At 69.7% G+C, this 24,065-nt stretch carries 16 protein-coding genes; 5 read left to right on the top strand and 11 right to left on the bottom strand.

Translation table 11 applies throughout. The annotated features are described in order from the left end of the window. The first annotated feature begins 125 nt into the window (after positions 1 to 125). On the top strand, positions 126 to 764 hold the full coding sequence (locus AC5W7N_RS17710; RefSeq protein ID WP_490724733.1) for an NUDIX hydrolase: 639 nt from the start codon (positions 126 to 128) through the stop codon (positions 762 to 764). A gap of 12 nt (positions 765 to 776) precedes the next feature. On the opposite strand, the gene AC5W7N_RS17715 is transcribed toward AC5W7N_RS17710, so the two are convergent. From AC5W7N_RS17715 to AC5W7N_RS17755, 9 genes are all read right to left on the bottom strand, one after another. Continuing rightward, positions 777 to 1,778 carry an alpha/beta hydrolase gene (locus tag AC5W7N_RS17715; RefSeq protein WP_490724732.1) on the bottom strand — a complete coding sequence of 334 codons (1,002 nt, stop codon included), beginning with the start codon at positions 1,776 to 1,778 and terminating at the stop codon, positions 777 to 779. A gap of 258 nt (positions 1,779 to 2,036) precedes the next feature. Next, complete coding sequence (gene narI, locus AC5W7N_RS17720; protein WP_163809548.1) at positions 2,037 to 2,795, bottom strand: respiratory nitrate reductase subunit gamma; 759 nt, start codon at positions 2,793 to 2,795, stop codon at positions 2,037 to 2,039. Beyond that, positions 2,792 to 3,472 carry a nitrate reductase molybdenum cofactor assembly chaperone gene (narJ, locus tag AC5W7N_RS17725; protein WP_194990662.1) on the bottom strand — a complete coding sequence of 227 codons (681 nt, stop codon included), beginning with the start codon at positions 3,470 to 3,472 and terminating at the stop codon, positions 2,792 to 2,794. The genes narI and narJ overlap by 4 nt, the downstream gene beginning before the upstream one ends. 187 nt (positions 3,473 to 3,659) lie before the next feature. Next, complete coding sequence (gene narH, locus AC5W7N_RS17730) at positions 3,660 to 5,402, bottom strand: nitrate reductase subunit beta (protein ID WP_228815608.1); 1,743 nt, start codon at positions 5,400 to 5,402, stop codon at positions 3,660 to 3,662. Between the two features lie 10 nt (positions 5,403 to 5,412). Beyond that, complete coding sequence (locus AC5W7N_RS17735; RefSeq protein WP_195019878.1) at positions 5,413 to 9,147, bottom strand: nitrate reductase subunit alpha; 3,735 nt, start codon at positions 9,145 to 9,147, stop codon at positions 5,413 to 5,415. 376 nt (positions 9,148 to 9,523) lie between these two features. Next, complete coding sequence (locus AC5W7N_RS17740) at positions 9,524 to 11,284, bottom strand: NTP transferase domain-containing protein (RefSeq protein WP_490724731.1); 1,761 nt, start codon at positions 11,282 to 11,284, stop codon at positions 9,524 to 9,526. 105 nt (positions 11,285 to 11,389) lie between these two features. Next, positions 11,390 to 12,133, bottom strand: a complete 744-nt coding sequence (locus tag AC5W7N_RS17745; protein WP_163809553.1) for a VOC family protein — start codon at positions 12,131 to 12,133, stop codon at positions 11,390 to 11,392. A gap of 71 nt (positions 12,134 to 12,204) precedes the next feature. Next, the gene (locus AC5W7N_RS17750; RefSeq protein WP_495921902.1) at positions 12,205 to 12,522 is read right to left on the bottom strand and encodes an MGMT family protein; all 318 of its coding nucleotides are present in this window, start codon (positions 12,520 to 12,522) and stop codon (positions 12,205 to 12,207) included. Continuing rightward, positions 12,522 to 13,298 (bottom strand): alpha/beta hydrolase, encoded by a 777-nt coding sequence (locus AC5W7N_RS17755; protein ID WP_280499158.1) that lies wholly within the window; start codon positions 13,296 to 13,298, stop codon positions 12,522 to 12,524. Before AC5W7N_RS17755 ends, AC5W7N_RS17750 begins: the two co-directional genes overlap by 1 nt. A gap of 97 nt (positions 13,299 to 13,395) precedes the next feature. On the opposite strand from AC5W7N_RS17755, the gene AC5W7N_RS17760 reads away from it, so the two are divergent. Beyond that, positions 13,396 to 17,778: a PD-(D/E)XK nuclease family protein gene (locus AC5W7N_RS17760; protein WP_490724846.1), complete on the top strand. Its 4,383-nt coding sequence runs from the start codon at positions 13,396 to 13,398 to the stop codon at positions 17,776 to 17,778. Continuing rightward, complete coding sequence (locus AC5W7N_RS17765; RefSeq protein ID WP_195006749.1) at positions 17,775 to 21,128, top strand: ATP-dependent helicase; 3,354 nt, start codon at positions 17,775 to 17,777, stop codon at positions 21,126 to 21,128. Before AC5W7N_RS17760 ends, AC5W7N_RS17765 begins: the two co-directional genes overlap by 4 nt. Here the strand turns inward: AC5W7N_RS17765 and AC5W7N_RS17770 are convergent. Beyond that, positions 21,103 to 21,513 (bottom strand): DoxX family protein, encoded by a 411-nt coding sequence (locus AC5W7N_RS17770; protein WP_194992639.1) that lies wholly within the window; start codon positions 21,511 to 21,513, stop codon positions 21,103 to 21,105. The two genes, AC5W7N_RS17765 and AC5W7N_RS17770, sit on opposite strands and share 26 nt — an antisense overlap. 175 nt (positions 21,514 to 21,688) lie before the next feature. Here AC5W7N_RS17770 and AC5W7N_RS17775 point away from each other — a divergent pair, with 175 nt between their 5' ends. Next, on the top strand, positions 21,689 to 22,759 hold the full coding sequence (locus tag AC5W7N_RS17775; protein ID WP_175585775.1) for a potassium channel family protein: 1,071 nt from the start codon (positions 21,689 to 21,691) through the stop codon (positions 22,757 to 22,759). Positions 22,760 to 22,793: 34 nt separating this feature from the next. Beyond that, positions 22,794 to 23,693 (top strand): NAD(+) diphosphatase, encoded by a 900-nt coding sequence (gene nudC, locus AC5W7N_RS17780; RefSeq protein WP_163809558.1) that lies wholly within the window; start codon positions 22,794 to 22,796, stop codon positions 23,691 to 23,693. A gap of 27 nt (positions 23,694 to 23,720) precedes the next feature. On the opposite strand, the gene AC5W7N_RS17785 is transcribed toward nudC, so the two are convergent. After that, a complete protein-coding gene (locus AC5W7N_RS17785; protein ID WP_175585776.1) occupies positions 23,721 to 23,951 on the bottom strand; it encodes a mycoredoxin in 231 nt (76 codons plus the stop codon). Positions 23,952 to 24,065 lie beyond the last annotated feature (114 nt).

Consider the following 24,065-nt stretch of genomic DNA (forward strand, 5'->3'; position numbering starts at 1 on the left):
CGAACGTCCGGGTGCTCGCGCCGACACGAACGGCGTTATCGTCGGATGAATACCGGCCGACCAGGATGCCGACAGCATCCGCACTGGTGCGGCCGGAGTGGCTCGAACGACGGTGAGGTGCGTTGATGTCCGACGGCAGTGTGACACGGTGGGCGGCCCAGCCCGATGGCGACACCAGAACCGCACTGGCCGACGCGATGAGCCATTTCGCCCGCCGAGCCGTCGAGCCGGATGGTCACAAGCCCGCCGCGGTGGCCATCGCCGTCGTGACGTCGTCGGAAGGCCCGGGGATCTGGCTGACCGAACGGGCACCAACGCTGCGGGCTCATGCCGGCCAGTTCGCGTTGCCCGGCGGCCGCTTGGACGCCGGTGAGGATGCGATCGCGGCGGCCCTGCGCGAACTGCACGAGGAACTCGGCGTCGAACTGCAACGATCCGACGTGCTCGGATTGCTCGACGACTACCCGACCAGATCCGGCTACATCATGACGCCGGTGGTCGTGTGGGTGGGTGCCGATCCTGGTGTGCTGCCGAATCCCGCCGAAGTGGCCATCGTGCACCGCATCTCGTTCACCGAACTGGATGTGGCGCCCGAGTTCGGCCGCATCCCCGGGTCCGAGCGGCCGCTGATCCGATTGCCGTTGCTCGGCGGTCACCTGCATGCTCCGACGGCGGCGATCATGTATCAGTTCCGTGAGGTGGCGCTGCATCGCAGGCATACCAGGGTCGATCACATCGAACAGCCCCGCTTCGCCTGGGAATGACGCGACGAACTCCTACACCCCGAGCGCGGGGGCGAACACCGACCACGACTGGTGCATATCGTCCTGCCAGTACTCCCACGCGTGCGTACCGTGGCGCAGGTTGACCGTCGCCGGAATGCGCTGCGCGACGAGGCTGTCCACGAGCGGGCGGGTGCAGCCGTTGACGAAGGTTTCCATCGCACCGCCGACGAGCATGCGATCGGCCAGTTTGATCGGGTTGCCGTTGATATCGGGCGAGGCCAGGGTTTCGTGCACGCCCGGGCCGCCGTTACCGGAGGAGACATAGACCGCGAGCCCGCGCAAGCGATCCAGATGCAGCATGGGATCGTGCTCGGCCCACGCCGGATGTCCGGGCGGGCCCCACATATTGGCGGCATTGGCGCCGAACACGCCGAGCTGAGTGAACACGGTGGCCACTGCCATCGGATCACTGGTGCGGGTGCAACCGCTGAACGCGCCGACAGCCTGGTAGAGACCCGGTGAGCGAATCGCGAGGTTCAGCGCCGAGGTAGCCGACATCGACAGTCCCGCAACGGCATTGCGCCCCGAGGTCTGGAAGCGCTCGGCCAGCAGCGGTGGCAGCTCCCGGCTCAGGAACGTCTCCCACTGATTGCGGCCGAGCACCGGATCGTCGGCCAGCCAGTCGGTGTAGTAACTGGCCCGCCCACTCATCGGCACCACCACGTTGACGTGCTTGTCCGAGAAGAACTGCGCCACATCGGTGCGCCGCGTCCACGGCCCGCCGTCTTCCCCGCCGTCCACCGCGTTCAGCAGATACAACGTCGGGGCGCCCGCACCCGGATGCGACATCCACAAGGTGATCGGCCGATTCATGGCCGCCGAATGGACCACCACCTCCAGCTGGCGCCCACCCAGTGGACGCACTGACAGGATCGCCGATTCACCGGGCGCGGCGGCCGCCGGAGCCGGGAATATCACCGCCACCACTGCGGTCGGTAACAGAAGCGCGCCGAGCGCGAGAAGGACCACCAGGCATCGCGGAAGCCGGTACATGACTGGTGTTGTATCACGTGGTCCCGGCGCGTCGGCCGCAATGACGGGCGTGTTCGCGGGGGCGGATCAGCCCGCGCACTGTGATGTTCAGCCGTGGAACAGCTGCTCGACGTCCTCGACCGCCAGTGACCGGTCGAGCCATCGGTACAGGGTGTCCCGGTCATCGCAGGATTCGATTCGGTGGGCCAACTCGGTCGGATCTAGAAGCGGTAGCCCAGTGCGCGACCTCGTAAACGGAAGAGGCTGCGTTGGCCGGCTCTACCGCCACCGCTCCGGCGTGACCGGTGAATCCCAGGCCCGCGAGTACCGGCGCTTGTCCGGCGCGGCGATTTCCTTGCTCCGATACACCACATACGGCCGCACCAGGTAACCGATCGGCGCGCTGAACATGTGGACCAGGCGGGTGTAGGGCCACAGGAAGACCAGGGTGAGGACGACGAGGCCGTGCAGCTGGAACGGCCAGGGGGTGTCGACCATCAGTTCGGGCTGGGGGTTGAGGGTGAACAGGCTGCGGAACCAGGGGGAGACGGTTTCGCGGTAGTTGTAGGTGCCGAAGAGCAGGTTCGCGCCCCAGGTGTTCATCAGGCCGGTCACCAGGGCGGCGGTGAGCAGGGCGTACATGAGTTTGTCGTTACCGGTGGTGGCCTTGCGGACCGCGGTGACGGTGAAACGGCGGTAGAGCAGGATGCCGACGCCGGCGAGCACCGACAGGCCCGCCACCGAGCCCGCGCCGACCGCGATCAGATGGTAGGTGTGCTCGCTGATGCCGACAGCCTCGGTCCACGATTCGGGAATCAGTACACCGAGCACATGCCCGCCGAACACGCCGACCATGCCGAAGTGGAACAGCGGGCTGCCCAGCCGCAGCAGGCGGCTCTCGTACACCTGCGACGACCGCGTGGTCCAGCCGAATTGGTCGTTGCGGTAGCGCCAGATGTGACCGAGCACGAACGAGGTGAAGGCGATGTAGGGCAGGATCAGCCACAGTTCGGTCGGCAGGTGCAGTGGTGCGTTCATCGTCGGCCTTCGGCTTGTTCGAACATCGTGGGATCCATGGCGAAGGGGTCGAGCCCGACCTCTTCTTCCGGCGGGCCCTGGGCGGCGAGTTCGGCGATCTTGCGCCGATCGGCGGTGGTCAGCGGCGGCAGCGTGGCGACGACGGCCGCCAGCACCCCCGCATACGGGGAACCGCTGTCCGACAACGACAGTCGCAGCAGCTCCAGCACCGGCACGTGCTCGCCGAGCAGCCGCTCACCGCCGATCGGGTCGACGGTGGCCGCGAATTCCAGCAGCACCGGCAGATGGTCGGGCAGTTCCTCGTCACCGAGTTCGACCCCGGCGTGCCGGTAGGCGTGCTTGAACCGCAGCAGTGCCATCCCGCGTTTACGCGTGTCGCCGTAGGCGTAGAAGGTCAGGTGCAGGCTGGCGCGGCGGCGCATATCGAAGGTTTCGACATACTGGGCGGCCAGTTCCAGCGGGGGAGTGGTCCGCAGATGCAGCACCACGGCCTCGAGCGGGGACCGCACGGCGTCGGGCAGCTGCGCCACCGCTTCGGCCAGCTGGTCGAGCACCTTGAAAGTGTCCGCGCTCGGGTAGTCGAGCAGGAGCGCGGCGGTCCGCCACACCAGTCGCCTATCTCGATCACTCAGGGCGACAACCGGTTCTGGTCGCCGCCGGATCTTCAGCAGCGCCATGGTGAGCCTCCCATTGTGCGAGTCCGCGCCGTCCGGGCGGGCACGGCCGTATGTGCCCGAGCCCCTGCAGACAGTGAGTCGAGCGGGCCGCGCCCCGCCCCGGCGACGACAATGGCCCGGCCCGGCGCCGACAGGATCGCTACGGCCGGACGGGCGTTCACCGGGTAGTCACAGGACTGCCTGCCGGTCATGGCCGCCCGCCCGTCGCGCTACCCGCGGTGTCGGCGAGTTCGTCGCCCGCGGTGCCGTCGACCGCATGGCCGTTCGTTCCGTTGCCCGCGGCTGCGTTCCCTGCGTGACCGTTGCCGGCCGAACCGTTGCCGTTACCGGAGCCCGCGCTCCCGTTCGCACTCGGCAGCAAGCCCGAGGTGCTCTTCCCATCCCAGTTCAGCAGATTGATCCGCCCCGACTTCTCTGCGGGTGCGGCCTGATTGGTGTCGGTGAGGCTGAACTTCTCCACCATCTGGTCGAACGCGGTCATACCCGGCCCGCCGTCGGTGTCGAGCGAGCAGCCGGTGGCCAGCGAATCCAGTTCGTGCGCCTTGGACGTCGCGCCCTGGGGGATGACGTAGCGGTGCTCGTATTTGGCGATGGCCAGCAGCCGGTACATGGCCTCGATCTCTTCCGGCTCCAACCGCACCGAGGGTGCGATCGAGGGGTCGGGCTCCATGCCGAGGTTCACCGACCGCATGAACGAGCGCATGGCCGCCAGCCGCTGCAAAGAAGCGCGCACCGGGCCGATCTCACCGGCGGTGAACAGTTCGGCCAGGTACTCCACCGGGATCCGCAGCGCGTCGATGGCGCCGAACAGGTTGCCCGCGTCCTCGGCGTCGTGCCCGGTCTCCGAGAGCACGTCCACCACCGGCGACAGCGGCGGCACGTACCAGACCATCGGCATGGTGCGGTATTCCGGATGTAGCGGCAGCGCGATCTGGTAATCGACGATCAGCTTGTAGACCGGCGAATCCTGCGCGGCCTGAATCCAATCCGGCGAGATACCGGCCCGTTCGGCCTCGGCGATCACCCGCGGGTCGTGGGGATTGAGGAACACCCCGAGCTGCGACGGGTAGAGGTCCTTGGTGTCGGTGACCGAGGCGGCCTCGAGCACGGCATCGGCGTCGTAGAGCATCACGCCGATGTAGCGCAGCCGCCCGACGCAGGTCTCCGAGCACACCGTCGGAATGCCGACCTCGACGCGCGGGTAGCAGAAGGTGCATTTCTCGGCTTTGCCGGTCTTGTGGTTGAAGTAGATCTTCTTGTAGGGGCAGCCGGTGATGCACTGGCGCCAGCCACGGCATTTGTCCTGGTCGACCAGCACGATGCCGTCCTCGGCGCGCTTGTAGATCGCACCGGACGGGCACGAGGCGGCACACGAAGGATTCAGGCAGTGCTCGCAGATGCGCGGCAGGTAGAACATGAAGGTCTCTTCGAACTCCAGTTTCACCTTGTTCTCGAGCTTGTCGAGCAGCGGGTCCTTACCGACCTGCTCAGGACCCGAACCCAGGTCGTCGTCCCAGTTGGCGCCCCAGGTGACCTTGGTGTCCTCGCCGGTGATCAGCGATTTCGGTCGCGCCACCGGCGTGGTGTCGGTGGGCGGGGAGGACAGCAGGTTGTCGTAGTCGTAGCTCCACGGCTCGTAGTAGTCCTCCACCGTGGGCAGGTCCGGGTTGGCGAAGATGTTGAGCAGCCGCTTCATCCGCGAACCGGACTTCAGGGTCAGCTTGCCGCGCTTGTTCAGCGCCCAGCCGCCCTTCCATTTCTCCTGGTCCTGATATTGCCGGGGATAGCCCTGACCGGGCCGGGTCTCCACATTGTTGAACCAGACGTACTCGGTGCCACCGCGATTGGTCCAGGCCTGCTTGCAGGTGACCGAACAGGTGTGGCAGCCGATGCATTTGTCGAGGTTCATGACCATCGCCAGCTGTGCCATGACGCGCATGTCAGTACTCCACTTTCTGGCTGCGTCGACGAATGGTGGTGACTTCGTCGCGCTGGTTTCCGGTCGGCCCGTGATAGTTCAGGGCGAACGACTGCTGGGCGTAGCCGCCGATGAGGTGGGAGGGCTTGATCATGATCCGGGTGAGCGCGTTGTGGATACCGCCGCGCTTGCCCTTGCCGTTGAACGGTTTACCGGAGGCCGCGCTGTCATCCGGGCCCTCGATGCGCGGCACGTCCACCGCCCGGTCCTGGGCGTGGTACATGAACACGGTGCCCTCCGGCATCCGGTGGCTGACGATGGCGCGGGCGACGACCACACCGTTGCGGTTGATCGCCTCGATCCAATCGTTGTCGGCCACACCGATCTTGGCGGCGTCCCTGTCCGACATCCAGATCGTCTGCCCGCCGCGCGAGAGCGTCAGCATGTGCAGGTTGTCCTGGTAGGCGGAGTGGATCGACCACTTCGAATGCGGGGTCAGGTAGCGCACCGTGACGCCGCGTTCGCCGACCTCGCCGACATTCGGCTCGCGGAACAGCGCCGTCATATCCAGCGGTGGCCGGAAGATCGGCAGCTGTTCGCCGAGTTCGATCATCCAATCGTGATCGAGGTAGAAGTGCTGGCGTCCGGTGAGGGTGTGCCAGGGCTTGAGCCGTTCGGTGTTGATGGTGAACGGGGAGTAGCGGCGGCCACCGGTCTCGCTGCCGGACCATTCCGGTGAGGTGATCACCGGCACCGGGCGGGCCTGGGTGTCGGCGAAGGTGATCCGCTTGCCCTCGTGTTCGGCGGCCAGATCGGCCATTTCGGTGCCGGTGCGCCGTTCCAGCGCCTCGAAACCCTCCACCGCGAGCCGGCCGTTGGTGGTGCCCGACAGCGCGAGGATGGCCTCGGCGGCGTGGGTGTCCTTGGCCAGCGACGGACGCCCCTGCGCCACGCCCGAGACCACGGTGCCGTTCATGCCGGCCAGGTATTCGACTTCCTGATCGGGCAGCGTCGTGACGCCCTTGGTGGTCAGGCCGAGGGTCTCCACCAGCGGCCCGAGCGCGGCCATCTTCTCCGCGATCTTGCTGTAATCGCGTTCGACGACCACCAGCTTCGGCATGGTCTTACCCGGAACGGGTTCGCATTCACCGGCTTTCCAGTCCAGTACACGGCCACCGGCCTGGGCCATGGCGTCGGGCGAATCATGCTGCAACGGCACGGCGACGATGTCCTTGCGCACGCCGAGATGCTTTTCCGCCATCCAGGAGAAGCCGCGGGCGATGCGGTGGAAGGCGTCGAAATCGGTCTTGGCCTCCCACGGCGGTGAGATGGCGGGGGAGAAGGCATGCACGAACGGGTGCATATCGGTCGAGGACAGATCGTGCTTCTCGTACCAGGTGGCGGCGGGCAGCACGATGTCGGAGAACAGCGTGGTGCTGGTCATCCGGAAATCCAGCGACAGCAGCAGATCCAGCTTGCCGGTCGGCGCTTCCTCGCGCCAGGTCAGTTCCTGCGGACGCACGCCGGTGGCATCGGAGGTCTGCAGGTTGGAGCCGCAGCCCAGTAGATGCTTCTGGAAGTACTCGTTGCCCTTACCCGAGGAGCCGAGCAGGTTGGCCCGCCACACGGTGAGCACGCGGGGGAAGTTCTCCGGTGCGTCCGGATCCTCGCAGGCGAAGTTCAGCTCACCGGATTTCAGCCCGTCGACGACGTGCTCGGCCGGCGATTTGCCCGCCTGCTCGGCCTCGTCGGCCAGATCGAGCGGGTTGCGGTCGAACGTCGGATAGGTCGGCATCCAGCCGAGACGGCTCGCGAGAGCGATATTGTCGGCGGCCGTGCGGCCGGTGAACCGGCCGTCGCCCAGCGGGGAGGCGAAGGTGTCGGAGGTGAACGGGTCGTAGCGCCACTGATCGTTGGTCAGATACCAGAACACGGTGCCCTGCATCTGCCGCGGTGGACGTTGCCAGTCGGTCGCGAAAGCCAGTGTGGACCAGCCGGTCACCGGGCGGCATTTCTCCTGGCCGACGTAATGCGCCCAGCCACCGCCGTTGACGCCCTGGCAGCCGGTGAGCAGCGTCAGGGTGAAGAACGCCCGATAGATCTGATCGGAGTGGAACCAATGGTTGGTGCCCGCACCCATCAGGATCATCGAGCGACCGCCGGAACGATCGGCGTTATCGGCGAATTCGCGGGCGATGCGGGCCGCCTGCTTGGCGGGCACACCGGTGATCGCCTCCTGCCAGGCCGGGGTGTAGGGCTCGGAGGGGTCGTCGAAACCGGTGGGCCAGCTGCCGGGCAGGCCGCTGCGGGCCACGCCGTACTGCGCGAGCAGCAGGTCGAAGACGGTGGTGACGCGCTTGCCCGCCAGGAACATCGTCGGCACGCCACGGGTCAGCACACCAGGGGTGTCGGTGTCGAAGCGCGGGAACTGCACGGCCGCAGCGTCGTCGGTGCGGCCGTGCAGGGTCAGCAGGGGATCGACGTCCCCGAGGTCCAGATTCCAGCGTCCGGTGCCGTCCTCGCCGAAGCGGTCGCCGAGAGAACCGTTGGGCACCACCGGATTACCGTCGGCATCCAGCAGCACGGTACGGAACTCGGCGGCTTCGGCGTCGCTGCCGAGATCGGCGGAGGTGAGGAACTTGCCCGGCACGAAGACGCCGTCGCGTTCGTCCAGGGTGATCAGGTAGGGCAGATCGGTGTAGCGCTTGATGTAATCGAGGAAGCGCGGGGTGGACTTCTCGACGAAGAATTCCTTGAGCACCACATGACCCATGGCCATGGCCAGCGCGGCATCGGTGCCGGGACGGGCGGGCACCCATTCGTCGGCGAACTTGGTGTTATCGGCGTAGTCGGGGGAGACCACCACGACCTTCTGGCCGCGATAGCGGGCCTCGGTCATGTAGTGCGCGTCCGGGGTCCGGGTCACCGGGACGTTGGAGCCCCACATGATGAGGTAACCGGCGTCGAACCAGTCGGCCGATTCCGGCACGTCGGTCTGGTCGCCGAAGACCTGCGGTGAGGCCACCGGCAGGTCGGCGTACCAGTCGTAGAACGACAGCATCGAACCGCCGAGCAGCGAGATGAACCGCGCACCCACCGCATGGCTGACCATCGACATGGCCGGAATCGGCGAGAAGCCTGCGACCCGGTCGGGCCCGTACTGCTTGATCGTGTAGACGTGCGCGGCGGCGGCGATCTCGGCGGCTTCCCACCACTCCGCGCGGACGAACCCACCTTTGCCGCGAGCGGCCTTGTACGCCTTGGCCTTTGCGGGGTCTTCGACGATCTCCCCCCACGCCAGCACCGGGTCCTTGAGCCGCGATTTGGCCTCGCGGTACAGCTCGAGCAGGGTGCCGCGCACGTACGGGTAGCGCACCCGGGCGGGGGAGTAGGTGTACCAGGAGAACGACGCGCCACGCGGGCAGCCGCGCGGCTCGTACTCGGGCTTGTCCGAGCCCACCGAGGGGTAGTCGGTCTGCTGCGACTCCCAGGTGATCACGCCGTCCTTGACGTAGATCTTCCAGGAACACGAGCCGGTGCAGTTGACGCCGTGGGTGGAGCGCACCACCTTGTCGTGGGACCAGCGGTCGCGGTAGAACTCGTCGGCGCTGCGGCCGCCGGTCTTGTGCACGGTGCGGTGGTCGGCCGAGATTTCGCCGCGGTGGAAGTATTTGCCCAGCCGCAGGAGAGCGTCGCCGGCGTCGGGCCGGTGAGCCGGATCGGAGGGCGCGGAACCCTGAGTGCGTGAATTAACCACGACGCCCCCTTCGAGCGGTGAAATCGGGCTGATGTCCCGACTGTAAGGAGGCGGCGACCGGCGTCCAAACGAATCTCTCACAGCGCTCAGTGCAAGCCGGTGAGCTGTGAGGTGAGCGCAATCCGGTTGTCATTCCGCGGGGTGCGTTCGGCACCTCGATTGCGGGGGCGACCTGGGAAAACGTGGCATCCGTCGCTGTCGGACAGCGTGCCGACCGCCGGTTTTCGGCCTATCGGTGAAGCTTTGGAAACCGCCGCTTCTCGGTCGCTTTACATTTGTTAACACAGCGAAAGTGGCGGGCACCACTCCTATTCGCGCATGAATTGCCGGATTCGGATAATTCCGCGGATTCGCGAACCGGATGCGGCGGCGTACCTCAGCCCGGCAGCGGCAGGAACTCGACCAGCGCACCGTCACGGGCATCGGCGGGCACGATGACGAGCCCGTCGTGGCCGAGTAGCCCGCCGAGGTGGGCGGTGCGGACCGCGGGTTCGCCGCGCCAGCCGCCGCCCGGGTCGGCCACCGCGGGGACGATCCGCGCGACCGGGCCCGCGATCTCGCTCGCATTGTGCAGCGGTCCCAGCAGTGCTCGCGCCGGATGGGCGCCGGTGCGGCCCTCGACCACCGCGCCCGCCAGGGCGGTGAGCACCGCGACGGCGGCGAACGGGTTGCCGGGCAGACCGAGCACCGTCGCGCCCGAGTTCAGCTCCGCGACGACGGTCGAGCCGCCAGGACGCAGCCGCAACCGATGCACCAGGATGCGGGCGTCGGCGCGACGCAGCGCGGACCGGAGTTGATCGGCGGCGCCGGAACCGGTCGCCCCCACCACGACCAGCAGATCGAAACCCTCGGTGCCGGTGAGCACCTCGTCGAAGCCGTGCGGTGTGTCGCGCAGGTGGACCCGGTCGACGGTGCGAATACCGTGCCGGGCCAGCAGATGCGGCAGGATCGGTCCGATGGAATCGCGGGTCTGCCCGCCGTGCAACGGGCCGGATGCGCGAATCTCATCGCCGGTCATGACGATTCGGGCCCGGACCGGCCCGCGCACCGCGGCCTCGGGGATCTCGACGGCGGCGGCGGTGGAGATCAGCGCGGGCGTGACCGGAGTGCCCTCCTCGGCGATGAGATCACCGCGCTCCAGATCCTCGCCACGATGGCGGATATCGCCGCGCACCGGGGTATCGGGCAGCCGGCGCAGGTAGTGGTCGTCGCCGACCTCGGCGAACTCGTCACGCAGCACAGCGGTGGTGCCGTCGGGGACGTGCGCGCCGGTCGCGACGCGCACCGCCTCACCGGGGAGCAGACCGACCGGGCGCTGGCCACCGGCGAAACCGATGTCGGCGCGTAGACGCCACGGACCGTCACCGGCGACGGCGTAACCATCCATGGCCGAGACGTCGAAACGCGGCAGCGGCCCCGCCGCCCGGATCGGCGCGGCCAGCGCCGCGCCGGCGACTTCGAACAGTTCGGTGTGGTAGGAGGTCAGCCGGGAGAGGTTGTCGCGCAACGTTTGTCGTGCATCCTCCAGCGTCGACGGCGGCGGCTGATGACCGGGGGCACGCCCACCGTCGATGACGGCCCGTGCCGCGCGCACCTCCTCGTCGGTGTCGCAGTCGGTGATGCCGTTCAACCGCACCATCACCGTGTCGTCCGGGACGAGGGCCTTCATCGGTTGGTTGACCAGTGAATCCAGGCGGCTGAGCCGGGCGGCCAGCGCGTCGCGGCGCCACACGCCGATCAGGTACTGCGGGCGGCCGGATTCGTCGGCCGCGAACACGGCGTCGGCGCCCGATTGATCGCTGCGCCGCAGCAGATCGGCCACCGCCCACTCGGTCAGGAACGGCAGATCCGCTGCGAGCACCACGATGCGCGGGGCGGCTCCGGCGCCGAGTGCGCGCACACCGGCGCCGATCGCGGCGACCGGTCCCGCGCCCGGCGGCACCTCACGCACCTGCCAGACGTTCGGATCCAATTCGGGCCTGCGGGGCCCGACGACGACGGTCTGCCCGCAGCCCGCGACCGCGTCGAGCGCGACATGCAGCATCGACCGGCCCCCGATCACGATCGCCGGTTTGTCGACACCACCCATCCGGCTCGCCCGGCCCCCGGCGAGCACGATCGCGTCAGCGGCCGTCACCGGCCGCGGCCCTCGCTGTGGTTCGACATGGGTCCATGCTAGTTCGACGAGCCCGGGCGGCCATGCCGCGCGCGCCGCGACGGTCTGTGCGCACCGGAGGCGGGTTCAGAGCGCCGAACCGTCGTAGTCGGGTGCGAGCAGGTAGAACTCATTGGTGTCGGGGTCGGCCAGCGGCAGCCCCGGTTCGGCGCCGGAGGGTTCGATCGTGCGCGCTCCGGCGGCCCTGAGCCGGGCGATCTCGGCGGTCGGGTCGTCGGCGGGAAACGCCGCGACGTCCAGGCGCAACCGGTTACGGCCCTGCTTGGCCTCGGAGGTCTCGACGAATTCCAGCCAGCTCCCGAGACCGGTCGGCGAGCGCAGGCCGGTCACCGGCGATCCGGCCCGCGAGATCGGCCACCCGGAGGCGACCGACCAGAATTGCGCGAGCCGCTGCGGATCGAAGGTGTCGACCACGATCGCCGCCACCGCGCCGGTGTCCACATACTCCTCGCGCGGCTCCAGGACGCAGAACTCGTTGCCCTCCGGGTCGGCGAGCACGGTCCACGGCACGGCACCCTGCCCGATGTCGATCGCGCGGGCACCCAGGGCCATCGCACGATCGACCTGCATGCGCTGGTGGTCGGTGGATCGGCTGGCCACATCGAGATGGATCCGGTTCTTACCGGTCTTGGCGCGGGAGGCGGGAACAAAGGTCAGCGCGAGGTCGGAGCCGGCGGCGTCCGGCCCCGCGACGTCGACTTCACCCGGGCGGTCCAGCGTCACCGTCCAGCCGAGCAGTCGCGCCCAGAAATCCGCCACCATACGTGGCTGGTCCGCATCGAATACCACACACGCGAGACGGGTGGTCATGTGTCCACGGTAACCGCACATTCGCCCGGGAGGGGTGGATTGCGTGTTACCCGGCGTGCTGCTCAGGGTCGTCAGGACCCCGGAGTCGGCTCGTCGGGGAAGGTGAAGCGGGCGACGCGCAGATCCACCCGGCCGTCGCGCACCGGGACACCCTCGGCGGTGAGCAGCCGCAGTTGTTTGTCGGCCAGGTGCGCTGCGGGGCGGCCGGCGGCGCCGAGCACCCGATGCCAGGGCAGATCGGCGGAATCGGTGCGCATGATCCAGCCGACGGTGCGTGGCGTCGACAGACCCGCCGCCGCGGCGATATCGCCGTAGGTGGCCACCCGCCCGCGCGGGATCGACGCGACCAACTCGCGGACGCGTTCGATCTCGGCATCGCTGGTCGGCATCAGAGCACGGAACGGATCAGTTCGGCGGTCCGCTCGGGCAGTGCCTGGGCCACCATGTGGTCGCAATCCCATTCGTGCACGGTCAGGTTCGGGCCCATATGGGTGGTGAGCGCCTCCCGGAACTCTGGCGTGACGAACGGCGGGTCCACCTTCATGGCCTGCACCAGCACCGTCGGCAGGTGCTGCGGTGGCAGCACGTAGTGGCGAGCGAGCTGGCCCCAATAGGAGTTGATGGCTGGCAGGCTCATCCGCCAGCCCACTCGTCCGTTCGCGGTGGGCATCAGGTGTTCGTCCAGTTCGGCCTGCAACAGCTCGGGCGCGACATCACCCCAGCCGGTATGCAGTTTGTCCATCCTGGCCTGCTCGACGTCGTCGTAGTCCTGGGAGGCCAGCGTCGACATGGCGATCTCGTGCAGCCGGGTCGGGTCCAGCGCGATGGCCGGATCGAGCAGCACCAGGTTGCGGGCCAGTTGCGGATGGTTGTGCACCAGATGCAGGGCGCAGGCGCCGCCGAAGGAATGCGCGACCAGCACCACGGGCTCATCGGTCTCATCAGCCAGCAGCTCGACCAGGTCGTGCACGATCGTCTCGAAATTCCACGGCGGCAGCGACGTGGAACGACCGTGTCCGCGCAGGTCGGGGGCGATGATCCGGACATCGGGCAGCAGCCGTTCGGCCAGGTCGGCCCAGCGCCTGCCGTGGCCGGTCACCCCGTGCAGGGCGAGGACCACCGGACCGGTGCTCGGGCCGAAACGGTGAACGTGGAGTGGGGACACGATGACATTTTGACCGTTGACCAATTCCGTCGCAGCACCAGGCGGCGCGGCGCCGCCATCGGGAGTGTCGGCCTCGTCTGTTGCAATAGCCCCCGTGGTGCGATCGGATAACGCCGTGCGGCTGGTTCGCCGGAAAGTGGCGGCGCCCGGACCCAGGGTCTGGAGCGCCGAGGTCCGCGCGCTGTTCGCCGCCGCCGCCGACCCGGGCGGCATCCGCCCCGGCACCGGCGTATGGCAGGTTCTCGGCGGCCCCGGTACCGGCAAGACCGCCCTGCTGGTCGACCTGGCCGCCGACCGCATCGCCGCGGGCGCCGACCCCGAGTCCGTGCTGTTGCTCACCCACTCGAAAAACGCGGCCGCGGCGGTGCGCGATGCGATCACCGCGCGACTGTCGGCACCGCCGGAGATCCCACCAACGGAGCCCGCCTCCCCGCCGGACGATCCCGGACCGGGCGACAGCCTGTTCGAACCGCCGCCGGACCCGGAGGCGCCCTGGGATGACGCGGGGCTGTTCGCACTGGACGAGCTGGACGCGGCATTGGATGCCGGCGACGGGATGGGGCAGGACGGTCCGCACCGTCCGGAAACCGGCGGCCGCGCCGGGCCGGACGCCGCGGAGGAACCGTCGAGCGCCCAGGTAACGGAGTCCTTCGACCGGGCGCGGGCCGCGGGGTCCGCGCCGAATGACGAAGGTGGCGATTCCTCCGGTGCTGTGCGGGCCGCCGATGCGGGGCAGGCGTCCGCGGGTGTCCGCGAGCCCGTCGATGCGGGGTCGGCTGCCGCCGGGTCCGGGGCCGCGCACTTCGTCGGGGTGCCGGGTGCGACCAGGGAACCGCTGGTGCGCACGATCCACTCGTATGCCTTCGCCGTGCTGCGCCGCCATGCCGTCGCGCACGGCAATCCGCCGCCGCGGTTGCTGACCGGATCGGAGCAGGATGCCGTGTTGCGGGAGATGTTGCGCGGCGATCTGATCGATATCGCCGACGGCGCGACCCACCTATGGCCGCAGCGGCTGCATCCCGCGCTCGGACTCGCCGGTTTCGCCGATCAGCTGCGTGATCTGATGCTGCGGGCCACCGAACGGGGACTGGGTCCGGAGGATCTGATCCGGCTCGGACGTGAGCGCGATAAGCCGGAATGGGTGGCGGCGGGCCGGTTCGCCGCGCGGTACGAGCAGGCGATGCTGCTGCGCTGGTCGGTGGGCGTGGCCGCGCCGGAGGCATCCGCGCCCGCCCTGAACGCGGCCGAACTCGTCGGTGCGGCATTGGACGCGTTGGCCACCGATGAGAAGCTGCTGGCCGCCGAACGAGATCGGTTGCGGTATCTGCTGGTCGACGACGCCCAGCATCTCGACCCGCAGGCCGCGATGCTGGTGCGGGTGCTGAGCGCGGGCGCGACCATGACCGTCGTCGCCGGCGATCCCGATCAGGGTGTGTTCGCCTTTCGTGGTGCGGATGCGCGCTTCCTGGTCGACCTCGACGTGCCGGACCGTCAGCGCATTGTGCTGCGCGAGAACCATCGATCGGTGCCCGCGGTGCGGCTGGCGGTCGCTCGGGTCGCGTCCCGGTTGCCCGGCAGCGCACCACAACGCCCGAGGGTGGATGCCCAGGCCGACACCGCGCCCGACGCCGGCGCCGATGTCCGGGTCCGGGTGCTCGCCACGCCGGCGAAAGAGGCGGCGCTGATCGCCGACCATCTGCGGCGCGCGCACCTCACCGACGGCGTGCCGTGGTCGGGCATGGCGGTCGTGGTGCGCTCGGTCCCGCTGTCGCTGCCGCCGTTGCGCCGCGCCTTGCTGGCCGCGGGCGTGCCGGTGCGCCAGCCCGCCCTCGACACCCCCTTGGCGCGGCGGCGCGGCGCGGCCTGGATGCTGTCGTCGCTGCGCGCGATCCTCGCCTCGGAGGCCGCGACGAGCGCCGACCCGGCCGGGACGCCGCATCGCCACGAAGCGCTGTTCACCCCCGACGACGCCCTCGACCTGCTGTCCGGCCCGCTCGGCGCCGCCGACCAGATCGCCCTGCGCCGGCTGCGCCGCGGTATCCGCCGCACGGCACTCGGCCTGGAACGCGCCGCCACCCGTCACGGTGACGCGCCGTGGTCCTCCGACGCCGAAACCCCTTCGGCCCCTGGTGATCCCCACACAGAACTGGACGATCTGCTCCCGGATCCGGCCGACGCAGCTCTCCATCTTCCGGCCGACCCGCTCGTTCCGGGCCCTGCCGACCTGCTCGCTCCGGAACCACCCGACCTGCCGCCGCCCCCGGATCCGGCCGATACCGAGCTGCACATTCCCGCCGATGCGCTTGTCCCGCACGACCATGACCAGCTGCCGCCGCCGGACCCGATCGACGCCGACATCACCCCCGAGTGGACGATCGAACAAGCTTCGCGCCTGTCGGCCGACGCCGACTGGTACGGCATCGATCTCGATCCCTTCGATCGCGAAGCGGACCGCTACGGGCTCAGCACGGAGACTGACGATGCGGATGCGGACGCCACACGCGATCCGGCTGACCTGCGGCCCGATCCACCGCGCGGCGCCTCGCCCTCCGAACAGTCCTCCGCCGAGGTGCTGCGCGATCTGCTGCTCGGCGTCGGCGACCAGCGGATCCTCGCGGGCCTCACCGAGGTCGAATCCGCTCCGCTGCGGCGGGCGCTGACCGCACTGGATCGGGCACGGAAGGCACGACGGCGCGGGGGCGGGCTCGAAGACGTGCTCTGGGCGTTGTGGACCGGATCGCGGTTGGAGCGGCGCTGGGTCGCGCAGTCCGAGCGCGGTGGTGCCGCCGGTGCGCAGGCCGATCGGGATCTGGATGCGGCGGTCGCCCTGTTCGATGCCGCCGCGGCCTACGTCGACCGGCTGCCCCGCGCGGGCATCGAGGGCTTCGTGGAATACCTGCTGCATCAGGAGATTCCGCACGATACGTCGGTGCGCACCAGTCCCGTCGAGGCGGTGGAGCTGCTCAGCGCGCACGCCGCCGCAGGACGGGAATGGGAGGTGGTGGCCGTCGCCGGGGTGCAGGAGGGAATCTGGCCGGATCCGCGTCCGCGCGGCACCTTGCTGCACACCGAGGATCTGGTCGACGTCGCCGCGGGAGTGCTCACCGAGGGCGAACGGATGAGCCGGGCGGCCCCGATCCTGGCCGAGGAGCGCAGGCTGCTGCTGGTGGCATGCAGCCGCGCCCGCCGATCACTGCTGGTCACCGCGGTGGAATCGGTCACGGGCGACCGTGATCTGGTGCCCTCGCGGTTCCTGGCCGAACTGCTCGGCCACGACGATGAGGGCGAACCCGGCGCGCTGCCGGTCGAAGATCCGGGCCGCGCGTTGGTGATGGGTTCGCTGGTGGCCGAATTGCGCGGGGTGGTCTGCGATCCCGAGGCCGATCCACAGCGTCGTCGCCGGGCCGCCCGCCATCTCGCCCGGCTCGCGGACGCGGGCGTGCGCGGTACCGCGCCCGACGATTGGTACGGCACCGCCGACCTCAGTACCGAGCGCCCCCTGTGGGACGACGACGAATCCGCGGTCGCGCTCTCACCGTCGACGGTCGAACTGCTGCGTACCTGCCCGTTGCGCTGGGCGCTGGAACGCCACGGCGGCACCGACGGCGACAATCCGCACGCGGTCAAGGGCAACCTGGTGCACACCCTGGTCCAGGCCCTGGCCGGCAAGGTGCCGACCAGCCAGGTGCGGGCCGCGCTCCAGGCGGTCTGGGACTCGGTGGACGGCGATCAGGGCTGGCATTCCCGGCAGGAGCGCCGCCGCACCGAAGCGATGCTGGAAACCTTCCTGGCCTGGGTCGACAACACCCGCGGCGAACTCACCCAGGTCGGCATCGAGGTGCCGGTGGACTGTGTGCTTCCGCCGCGCTCCGACGACGAGCCGCCGGTGCGTATCCGCGGCCGCGTCGACCGCCTCGAACGCGACGCCCAGGGCCGCTTCGTCATCGTCGATGTGAAGACCGGCAAGAACCCGGTCTCGGTCAAGGCCGTCGAGGACCATGCCCAGCTGGCGACCTACCAGGTCGCCGCCGCGTTCGGCGCGCTCGACGCCCTCTCCGGTGAATCCGCCGATGAGCCGAGCGATCTCGACGCCGCCGCCACGGATATCAACGGGAACGCCGAGGTCGACGGGCGCAGCGAGATCGAGAACCGTGCCGATGAGGCCGGCGGCCTCGCCGGCGAACCGGCGGAACAACGCGAGCCCACCGATCGGGGCGACCCGCACCTCGAGCTCGGCGAACCCGGCGGCGCCCGCCTCGTCTACGTCGCCAAACCGCACACCCGCGACGGCGCGACCCAGCGCACCCAGCAACCCCTCGACGGCGAAGCCCTGCACACCTGGCGCGGCACCATCCACGACGCCGCGGCCGCCACCAAGGGGCCCAGCTATCTGGCCATGCGCAATGACGGCTGCCGGCACTGCGCCGTCGCCGGCAGCTGCCCGGTCCAGGACACCGGACGCCAGGTGACCGACGAATGAGTGCGCGGGTCACGCCGTGGCAGCTCGCCGAGGCTCTCGGCCTGCCGCCACCCACCGACGAGCAGGCCGCGGTGATCGCGGCCCCGCCCGGGCCGACGCTGGTGGTGGCGGGTGCGGGGGCGGGCAAAACCGAGACGATGGCCGCGCGCGTGGTCTGGATGGTCGCCAATCGCCTGGTGCTGCCCGATGAAGTGCTCGGCCTGACCTTCACCCGAAAAGCGGCCCAGCAGCTGACCACCCGTATCCGCACCCGGCTGGCCCGGCTCGCTGGGGCGCCGCTGCTGCGCGAACTCGATCCCAGCGGCGGCATGCGCGCCTCGCTGGCCGGTGCGGAACCCGAGATCAGCACCTACCACTCCTATGCGGGCAGGCTGCTGACCGAACACGGCCTGCTGCTGCCGGTGGAACCCTCGGCGACGCTGCTCACCGAGACACAGTTGTGGCAGTTGGCCCATCAGGTGGTGCGCACCTGGGACGGCGATCTGGACACCGAGCGCACGCCGGTCTCGGTCACCGAGGCGGTGCTGGCGCTGTCGGGGCAGCTGGCCGAACATCTGGTGGAGCCGGAGGAACTGGCCGAGGCGCATACCGAACTCGAGAAGCTGGTGCACACCCTGCCCGCGGGTCCGCGCCAGCGCGGCGGCCCGAGCCAGGAACTGCTGAAGATCCTGAAGGTGCAGCGTGAGCGGGTGGCACTGCTGCCGCTGGTGCGGCAGCTGGGTGAGGCGTTGCGCCGGCGCGGCGCCCTGGACTTCGGGGCGCAGATGTCGCTCGCGGCGCGGCTGTCGGCCGAGCACGCCGAGGTGGGTGCGGCCGAACGGGCGCGTTTCCGGCTGGTCCTGCTCGACGAATACCAGGACACCGGCCACGCCCAGCGCATCCTGCTGGCGGCGTTGTTCGGCGGCACCGGAACCGGCGACCGCCCCGCGGTGACCGCGGTGGGCGATCCCATGCAGTCCATCTACGGCTGGCGCGGGGCTTCCGCGGCCAACCTCCCACGTTTCGCCACCGACTTTCCCGCCGCACCCGGAGTTCCCGCGCCGACGCTGTCGCTGCTGACCAGCTGGCGCAATCCGCCCGAGGCGCTGGCGCTGGCCAATCTGGTGGCAGAACCCTTGCGCCGCAAGGCGATCGAGGGCGGTGGGGTCACCGTGGACGCATTGCGCGCCAAGCCCGCCGCCGAACCGGGCACGGTGGCGTTGGCGCTCACCGACACCGTGGCCGCCGAACGCGAGTGGTTCGCCACCCGGATCGCGGCCGACTGGCAGGCCCGCCACGACGCGGGCGAGCAGCCGCCGACGTCAGCGGTGCTGGTGCGCCGCAACGCCGACGCCGCGCCGATCGCCGAAGCCCTGCGTGAGCAGGGCTTGCCGGTGGAGATCGTCGGCCTCGGCGGCCTGCTGGCCACCCCGGAGGTCGCCGACGTCGTCGCCACCCTGCGGTTGATCGCCGAACCCGGCGCGGGCAGCGCGGCCGTGCGCATCCTGACCGGTGCGCGCTGGCGCATCGGGGTCTCGGATCTGTCGGCGCTGGCCGGGCGGGCCAGGGAGTTGTCGATCGGACGCGGCACTGCGGCCACCGGCGATATCACCGACGGCGCGGCCCTGGCCGTCGCGCTGCGCGAGGTCGCCCCGGAACCGGCGGAGCAGGCGGGGCTCGCCGACGCCATCGCCGACCCCGGCCCGGCCGAACAGTATTCGCCCGATGGCTACCGCCGCATCGTCGCCTTGGGACGCGAACTGGCCGCTCTGCGCGAACGCAGCGGGCAGCCGTTGACCGAGCTGGTCGCCGATGTGGAACGCACCATCGGAGTCGGCGTCGAGACCCAGGCCCGCCGCGCCATGTCCGGTGCGGGCGCGGGCCGGGAACATCTGGACGCCTTCGCCGAAGTGGTCGCGGGTTACGCCGGGGACAGCGGAGCCTCGCTGAGCGGTCTGCTCGCCTTCCTCACCGCCGCCGAATCGGTGGAGAACGGCTTGGAACCGGGTGAGGTGGAGGTCGCCAAGGATCGCGTGCAGGTGCTCACCGTGCACGCGGCGAAGGGGCTGGAATGGGAGATCGTCGCCGTACCGCATGTGGTGCGCGATGTGTTCCCGTCCGGCAAGGCCTCCGGCAGCTGGCTCGGCGCCCTCGCCGAACTGCCCACCGCGCTGCGCGGTGACCGCGCCCGCGCCGACGACGGCGCCGACGGTGTGCCGGTCCTCGACCTGACCGACCTCTACGACCGGGCCGATCTGGACCGTGCCATCAAGGAACACAAGGCCGCACTCGACCGCCGCCGCCTCGACGAGGACCGCAGGCTGTTCTATGTCGCGCTCACCAGAACCGAACGCATGCTGCTGGTTTCGGGTCACTACTGGTCGGATTCGAGCCCGTCGGTCAAGGGGCCGTCGGACTTCCTGCTCGAACTGAAACAAGCCGTCGAAGATCCGGACAGTCCGGCCCACGGCGCCGCGGAACTGGCCCGCTGGGACGATCCGCCCGAACCCGACGCCGTCAACCCGTTCACCGACAACCCGCCCACTGCGCCATGGCCACGCGATCCGCTGGGCCGCCGCCGCGCCCCGATCGAACAGGGTGCGCAGCTGGTGCGCGCCGCGATGGCGGAACTGGCGGCCGACCCGGTGACACCCGAGGACGACGACGACCCCGATGGCTGGGCCGCCGATGTGGAAGCCCTGCTGGCCGAACATCGCAGCGCCACCGGCGTCGCCGAAGAAGTGGAACTGCCGAGCAGCCTGCCCGCGACGGCGCTGGTGGAGCTGCGCGCCGATCCGGCGCGACTGGCCGCCCGGCTGCGCCGTCCGCTGCCGTATCCGCCGAATCCGCTGGCCAGGCGCGGCACCGCCTTCCATGCCTGGGTGCAACGCTGGTTCGCCGCCGATGGTCTGCTCGGCCTGGACGAACTCCCCGGCGCGGCCGACACCGCCGATAGCGCCGACGCCGAACTCGCCCGCATGCAGGAGGCCTTCCTGTCCTCGCGCTGGGCGCACCGTAGCCCCATCGAGGTGGAGGTGCCGTTCGAAACCACCATCGCGGGCACCGTGATCCGCGGCCGGATGGACGCGGTCTTCGCCGAACCGGACGGCCGCTGGACCGTCGTGGACTGGAAGACCGGCGCCGAACCGAATGCCGCCGACGAACAAGCGGTCGCGGTGCAGCTCGCCGTCTACCGTCTGGCCTGGGCGCGGCTGACGGCGGCGCGCACCGGCGCCGATCCCGACGAGTTGCTCGGCCGGATCGGCGCCGCGTTCCACTATGTGCGCAGCGGCCGTACCGTCGCGCCGGTCGATCTGCCGGGCGCGAGCGAGTTGACCGAGCTGATCAGGTCCGCGGCGCCCGTCGGCTGACCGACAGGGCGGTGGTGATCATCGGAATCTGCAACGGCAGCCGCAGCACCGAGATCAGCTTGATCGGCCAACTCGCCTTCGAGCTGCTCATCGAATCCACCGCGAACTGGATGTTCGCCGGGAACACCGCGACGAACAGCGCGGCGGCCAGCCGACCGCCCAGGCGCCGGGTGCGCGGCACCGCGAGCGCTGTCGCCACGCCGATCTCGGCCACCCCCGAGGCGTAGGTGTAGCCGCGCGCCCGGCCCGGCAGCGTGGGCGGCACGATCGAATCGAACGGCTTGGGGACCACGAAATGCAGCACACCCATTCCGAACAGCGCCGCTGCCATGAGCAGCGCCGGCTTGCGGCTGGTATCGGGTGCGGTGGACTCGGAAACTGCCATGCCGCCCACTCTAAGCGGGTATCCACCGCGGCGGCAGGCCCACCTCGTCGCGTCGAGGCGCTCGACCGGCGCGGTGACGGGGTAGGCTCCCGTGCTGTGCCGGAGGGAGAAACAATGCCGGAACCGGTGACATCGACCGGGATCGGCGCCGGGGACACAGGGACGGGTGAGTGCGTTGCTCGATGACCTGGGTGACCGCGCGCGCAGCGGATTGGGGCGGCTGACCGACCGGCCGGACTTCGCACTCGTGGGTGTGCTGCGCATTCCCGAAGCGCAAGCCAGCCCGTGGATCTCACTGACCCGCCGGGTGCTGTTCGCGATCGGGTTGCTGTTCGGCGCCGCGCTGGTGGTCTACATCGGCCGCGACGGCTACCGGGACGCCTCCGAGAATCCGCTGTCGTTCCTGGACGCGCTGTACTACGCGACGGTGTCGCTGTCGACCACCGGGTACGGCGACATCTCGCCGGTCACCCCGCTGGCCAGGCTGGTCAACATCATCGTCATCACCCCGCTGCGCGTGCTGTTCCTCATCGTGCTCGTCGGCACCACGCTCAGCGTGCTGACGGAACGGTCCCGCCAGGCATTCAAGATTCAGCGTTGGAGGCACAGCGTGCGCAATCACACCGTCGTCATCGGCTACGGCACCAAGGGCCGCACCGCGATCGACGCCATGCTCGGCGACGGGGCGTCGCCGAGTGAGATCGTCGTTGTCGACACCGACTCCGTCGCGTTGGAGGCCGCCGCCAACGCCGGTCTGGTCACCGTGCACGGTTCGGCGTCCCAGTCGGATGTGCTGCGGCTGGCCGGTGTGCAGAACGCCTCCTCGATCGTGGTCGCCACCAACCGTGACGACACCGCGGTGCTGGTCACGCTGACCGCCCGCGAACTCACCAAGAGCGCCAAGATCGTGGCCTCCATCCGCGAGGCAGAGAACACCCATCTGCTGCGTCAGTCCGGTGCCGATTCGGTGGTGGTGTCCTCGGAGACCGCGGGCAGGCTGCTCGGCATCGCGACCACGAAACCGACGGTGGTGGAGATGATCGAGGATCTGCTGACCCCGGAGCAGGGCTTCGCGGTGGCCGAACGCGAGGTCGAGCCCGGGGAGGTCGGCGGATCGCCGCGCCACCTCAGCGACATCGTGCTCGGCGTGGTGCGGGCGGGCGAGTTGATCCGCGTCGGCGAACCGGAGGTCGACGCCCTCGACCACGGCGACAAGCTGCTGTATCTGCGCCGCGCCGGGCGCTGATCCGCCCCGCCGGGCCTCCACTAAGCTCGGCGTTGTGGCATTCCAGCTCAACAGCGTTCCGCTGCTTTCCCGTTCCGTCGTCGACCGGGCCGAGGAGGTGCGCGCCGACCCGCAGGCGTTGAAGGAGGGCTGGTCCACCGCGAAACTGCTGCGGATCAACCGGCGCGGCCAGGTGCGTTTCGATGACGGCGCCCTGGTCTTCGATCAGGCGGTCGAGCTCGCCGCCGAACCGGATCCGGCCGCGGTGTTCCTCGGCGTCGCCGACGGTGTGCACCTGTGGGCGGTCCGCGATCCCGAACTCTCCGGCTCGCTGCTGGATCTGCGGGCCATGGCCGCCACCGTCGACGATGTCACCGCTGGCCTGCTGTCCACCGCGCTCGCGCTGCTGAACTGGCACGACAAGGCCGGTTTTCACGCGGCCGACGGCACCGCGACCGTCGCGGTCAAAGGCGGCTGGTCACGCACCACCGAAGCGGGGCTCGAAGAGTTCCCGCGCATCGACCCCGCGGTGATCTGCCTGATCCACGACGGCGGCGATCGGGTGCTGCTGGCCCGTCAGCACAGCTGGCCGGAGACCCTGTTCTCGCTGCTGGCCGGGTTCGTGGAGGCGGGCGAATCGCTGGAGCGCTGCGTCGAACGCGAAATGCGCGAAGAAGTGGGGCTCGACGTCAGCGAGATCCACTATCTCGGCAGTCAGCCGTGGCCGTTCCCGCGCTCGCTGATGCTCGGTTTCAGCGCCGTCGCCGATCCGGCGCAGCCACTGGTGTTCTCCGACGGCGAGATCGCCGACGCGCACTGGTTCACCCGCGCCGAAGTGCGCGAAGCGCTGGCGGCGGGCGACTGGTCGAACCGCGCGGACAACGCCCGATTGCTGCTGCCCGGTTCGATCTCGATCGCCCGCACCATTGTGGAATCCTGGGCCGCGCTCGACTGAGCGCGCTGCCCAGGGTGCGAGCTGCGGTCAGGAAATGGTGGCCAGCGCCTGCTTGACCTGGGCCAACGATGGATTGGTCGCGGTCGAACCGTCGGAGTACTTCACCGTCGGGACCACATGGTTGCCGCCGTTGACGCTGCCGACGAACTCGGCGGACGCGGGGTCCTGCTCGATATCGATCTCGACATAGGTGATGCCCGCCTCGTCCAGCTGCTTCTTCAGCCTGCGGCAGTAGCCGCACCAGGTGGTCGAGTACATCGTCAGGTCAGGAGTCTGCTCGGTCACGGTCGGTGCAACGCCGGGCCGGCCGTTCCTGTTCCGGGCCGCCGCTGCCGTGCCCATCACAGCTGTCCGCGTTCGCCTGCCACGGCG

Source organism: Nocardia sp. CDC519, from assembly GCF_059509835.1.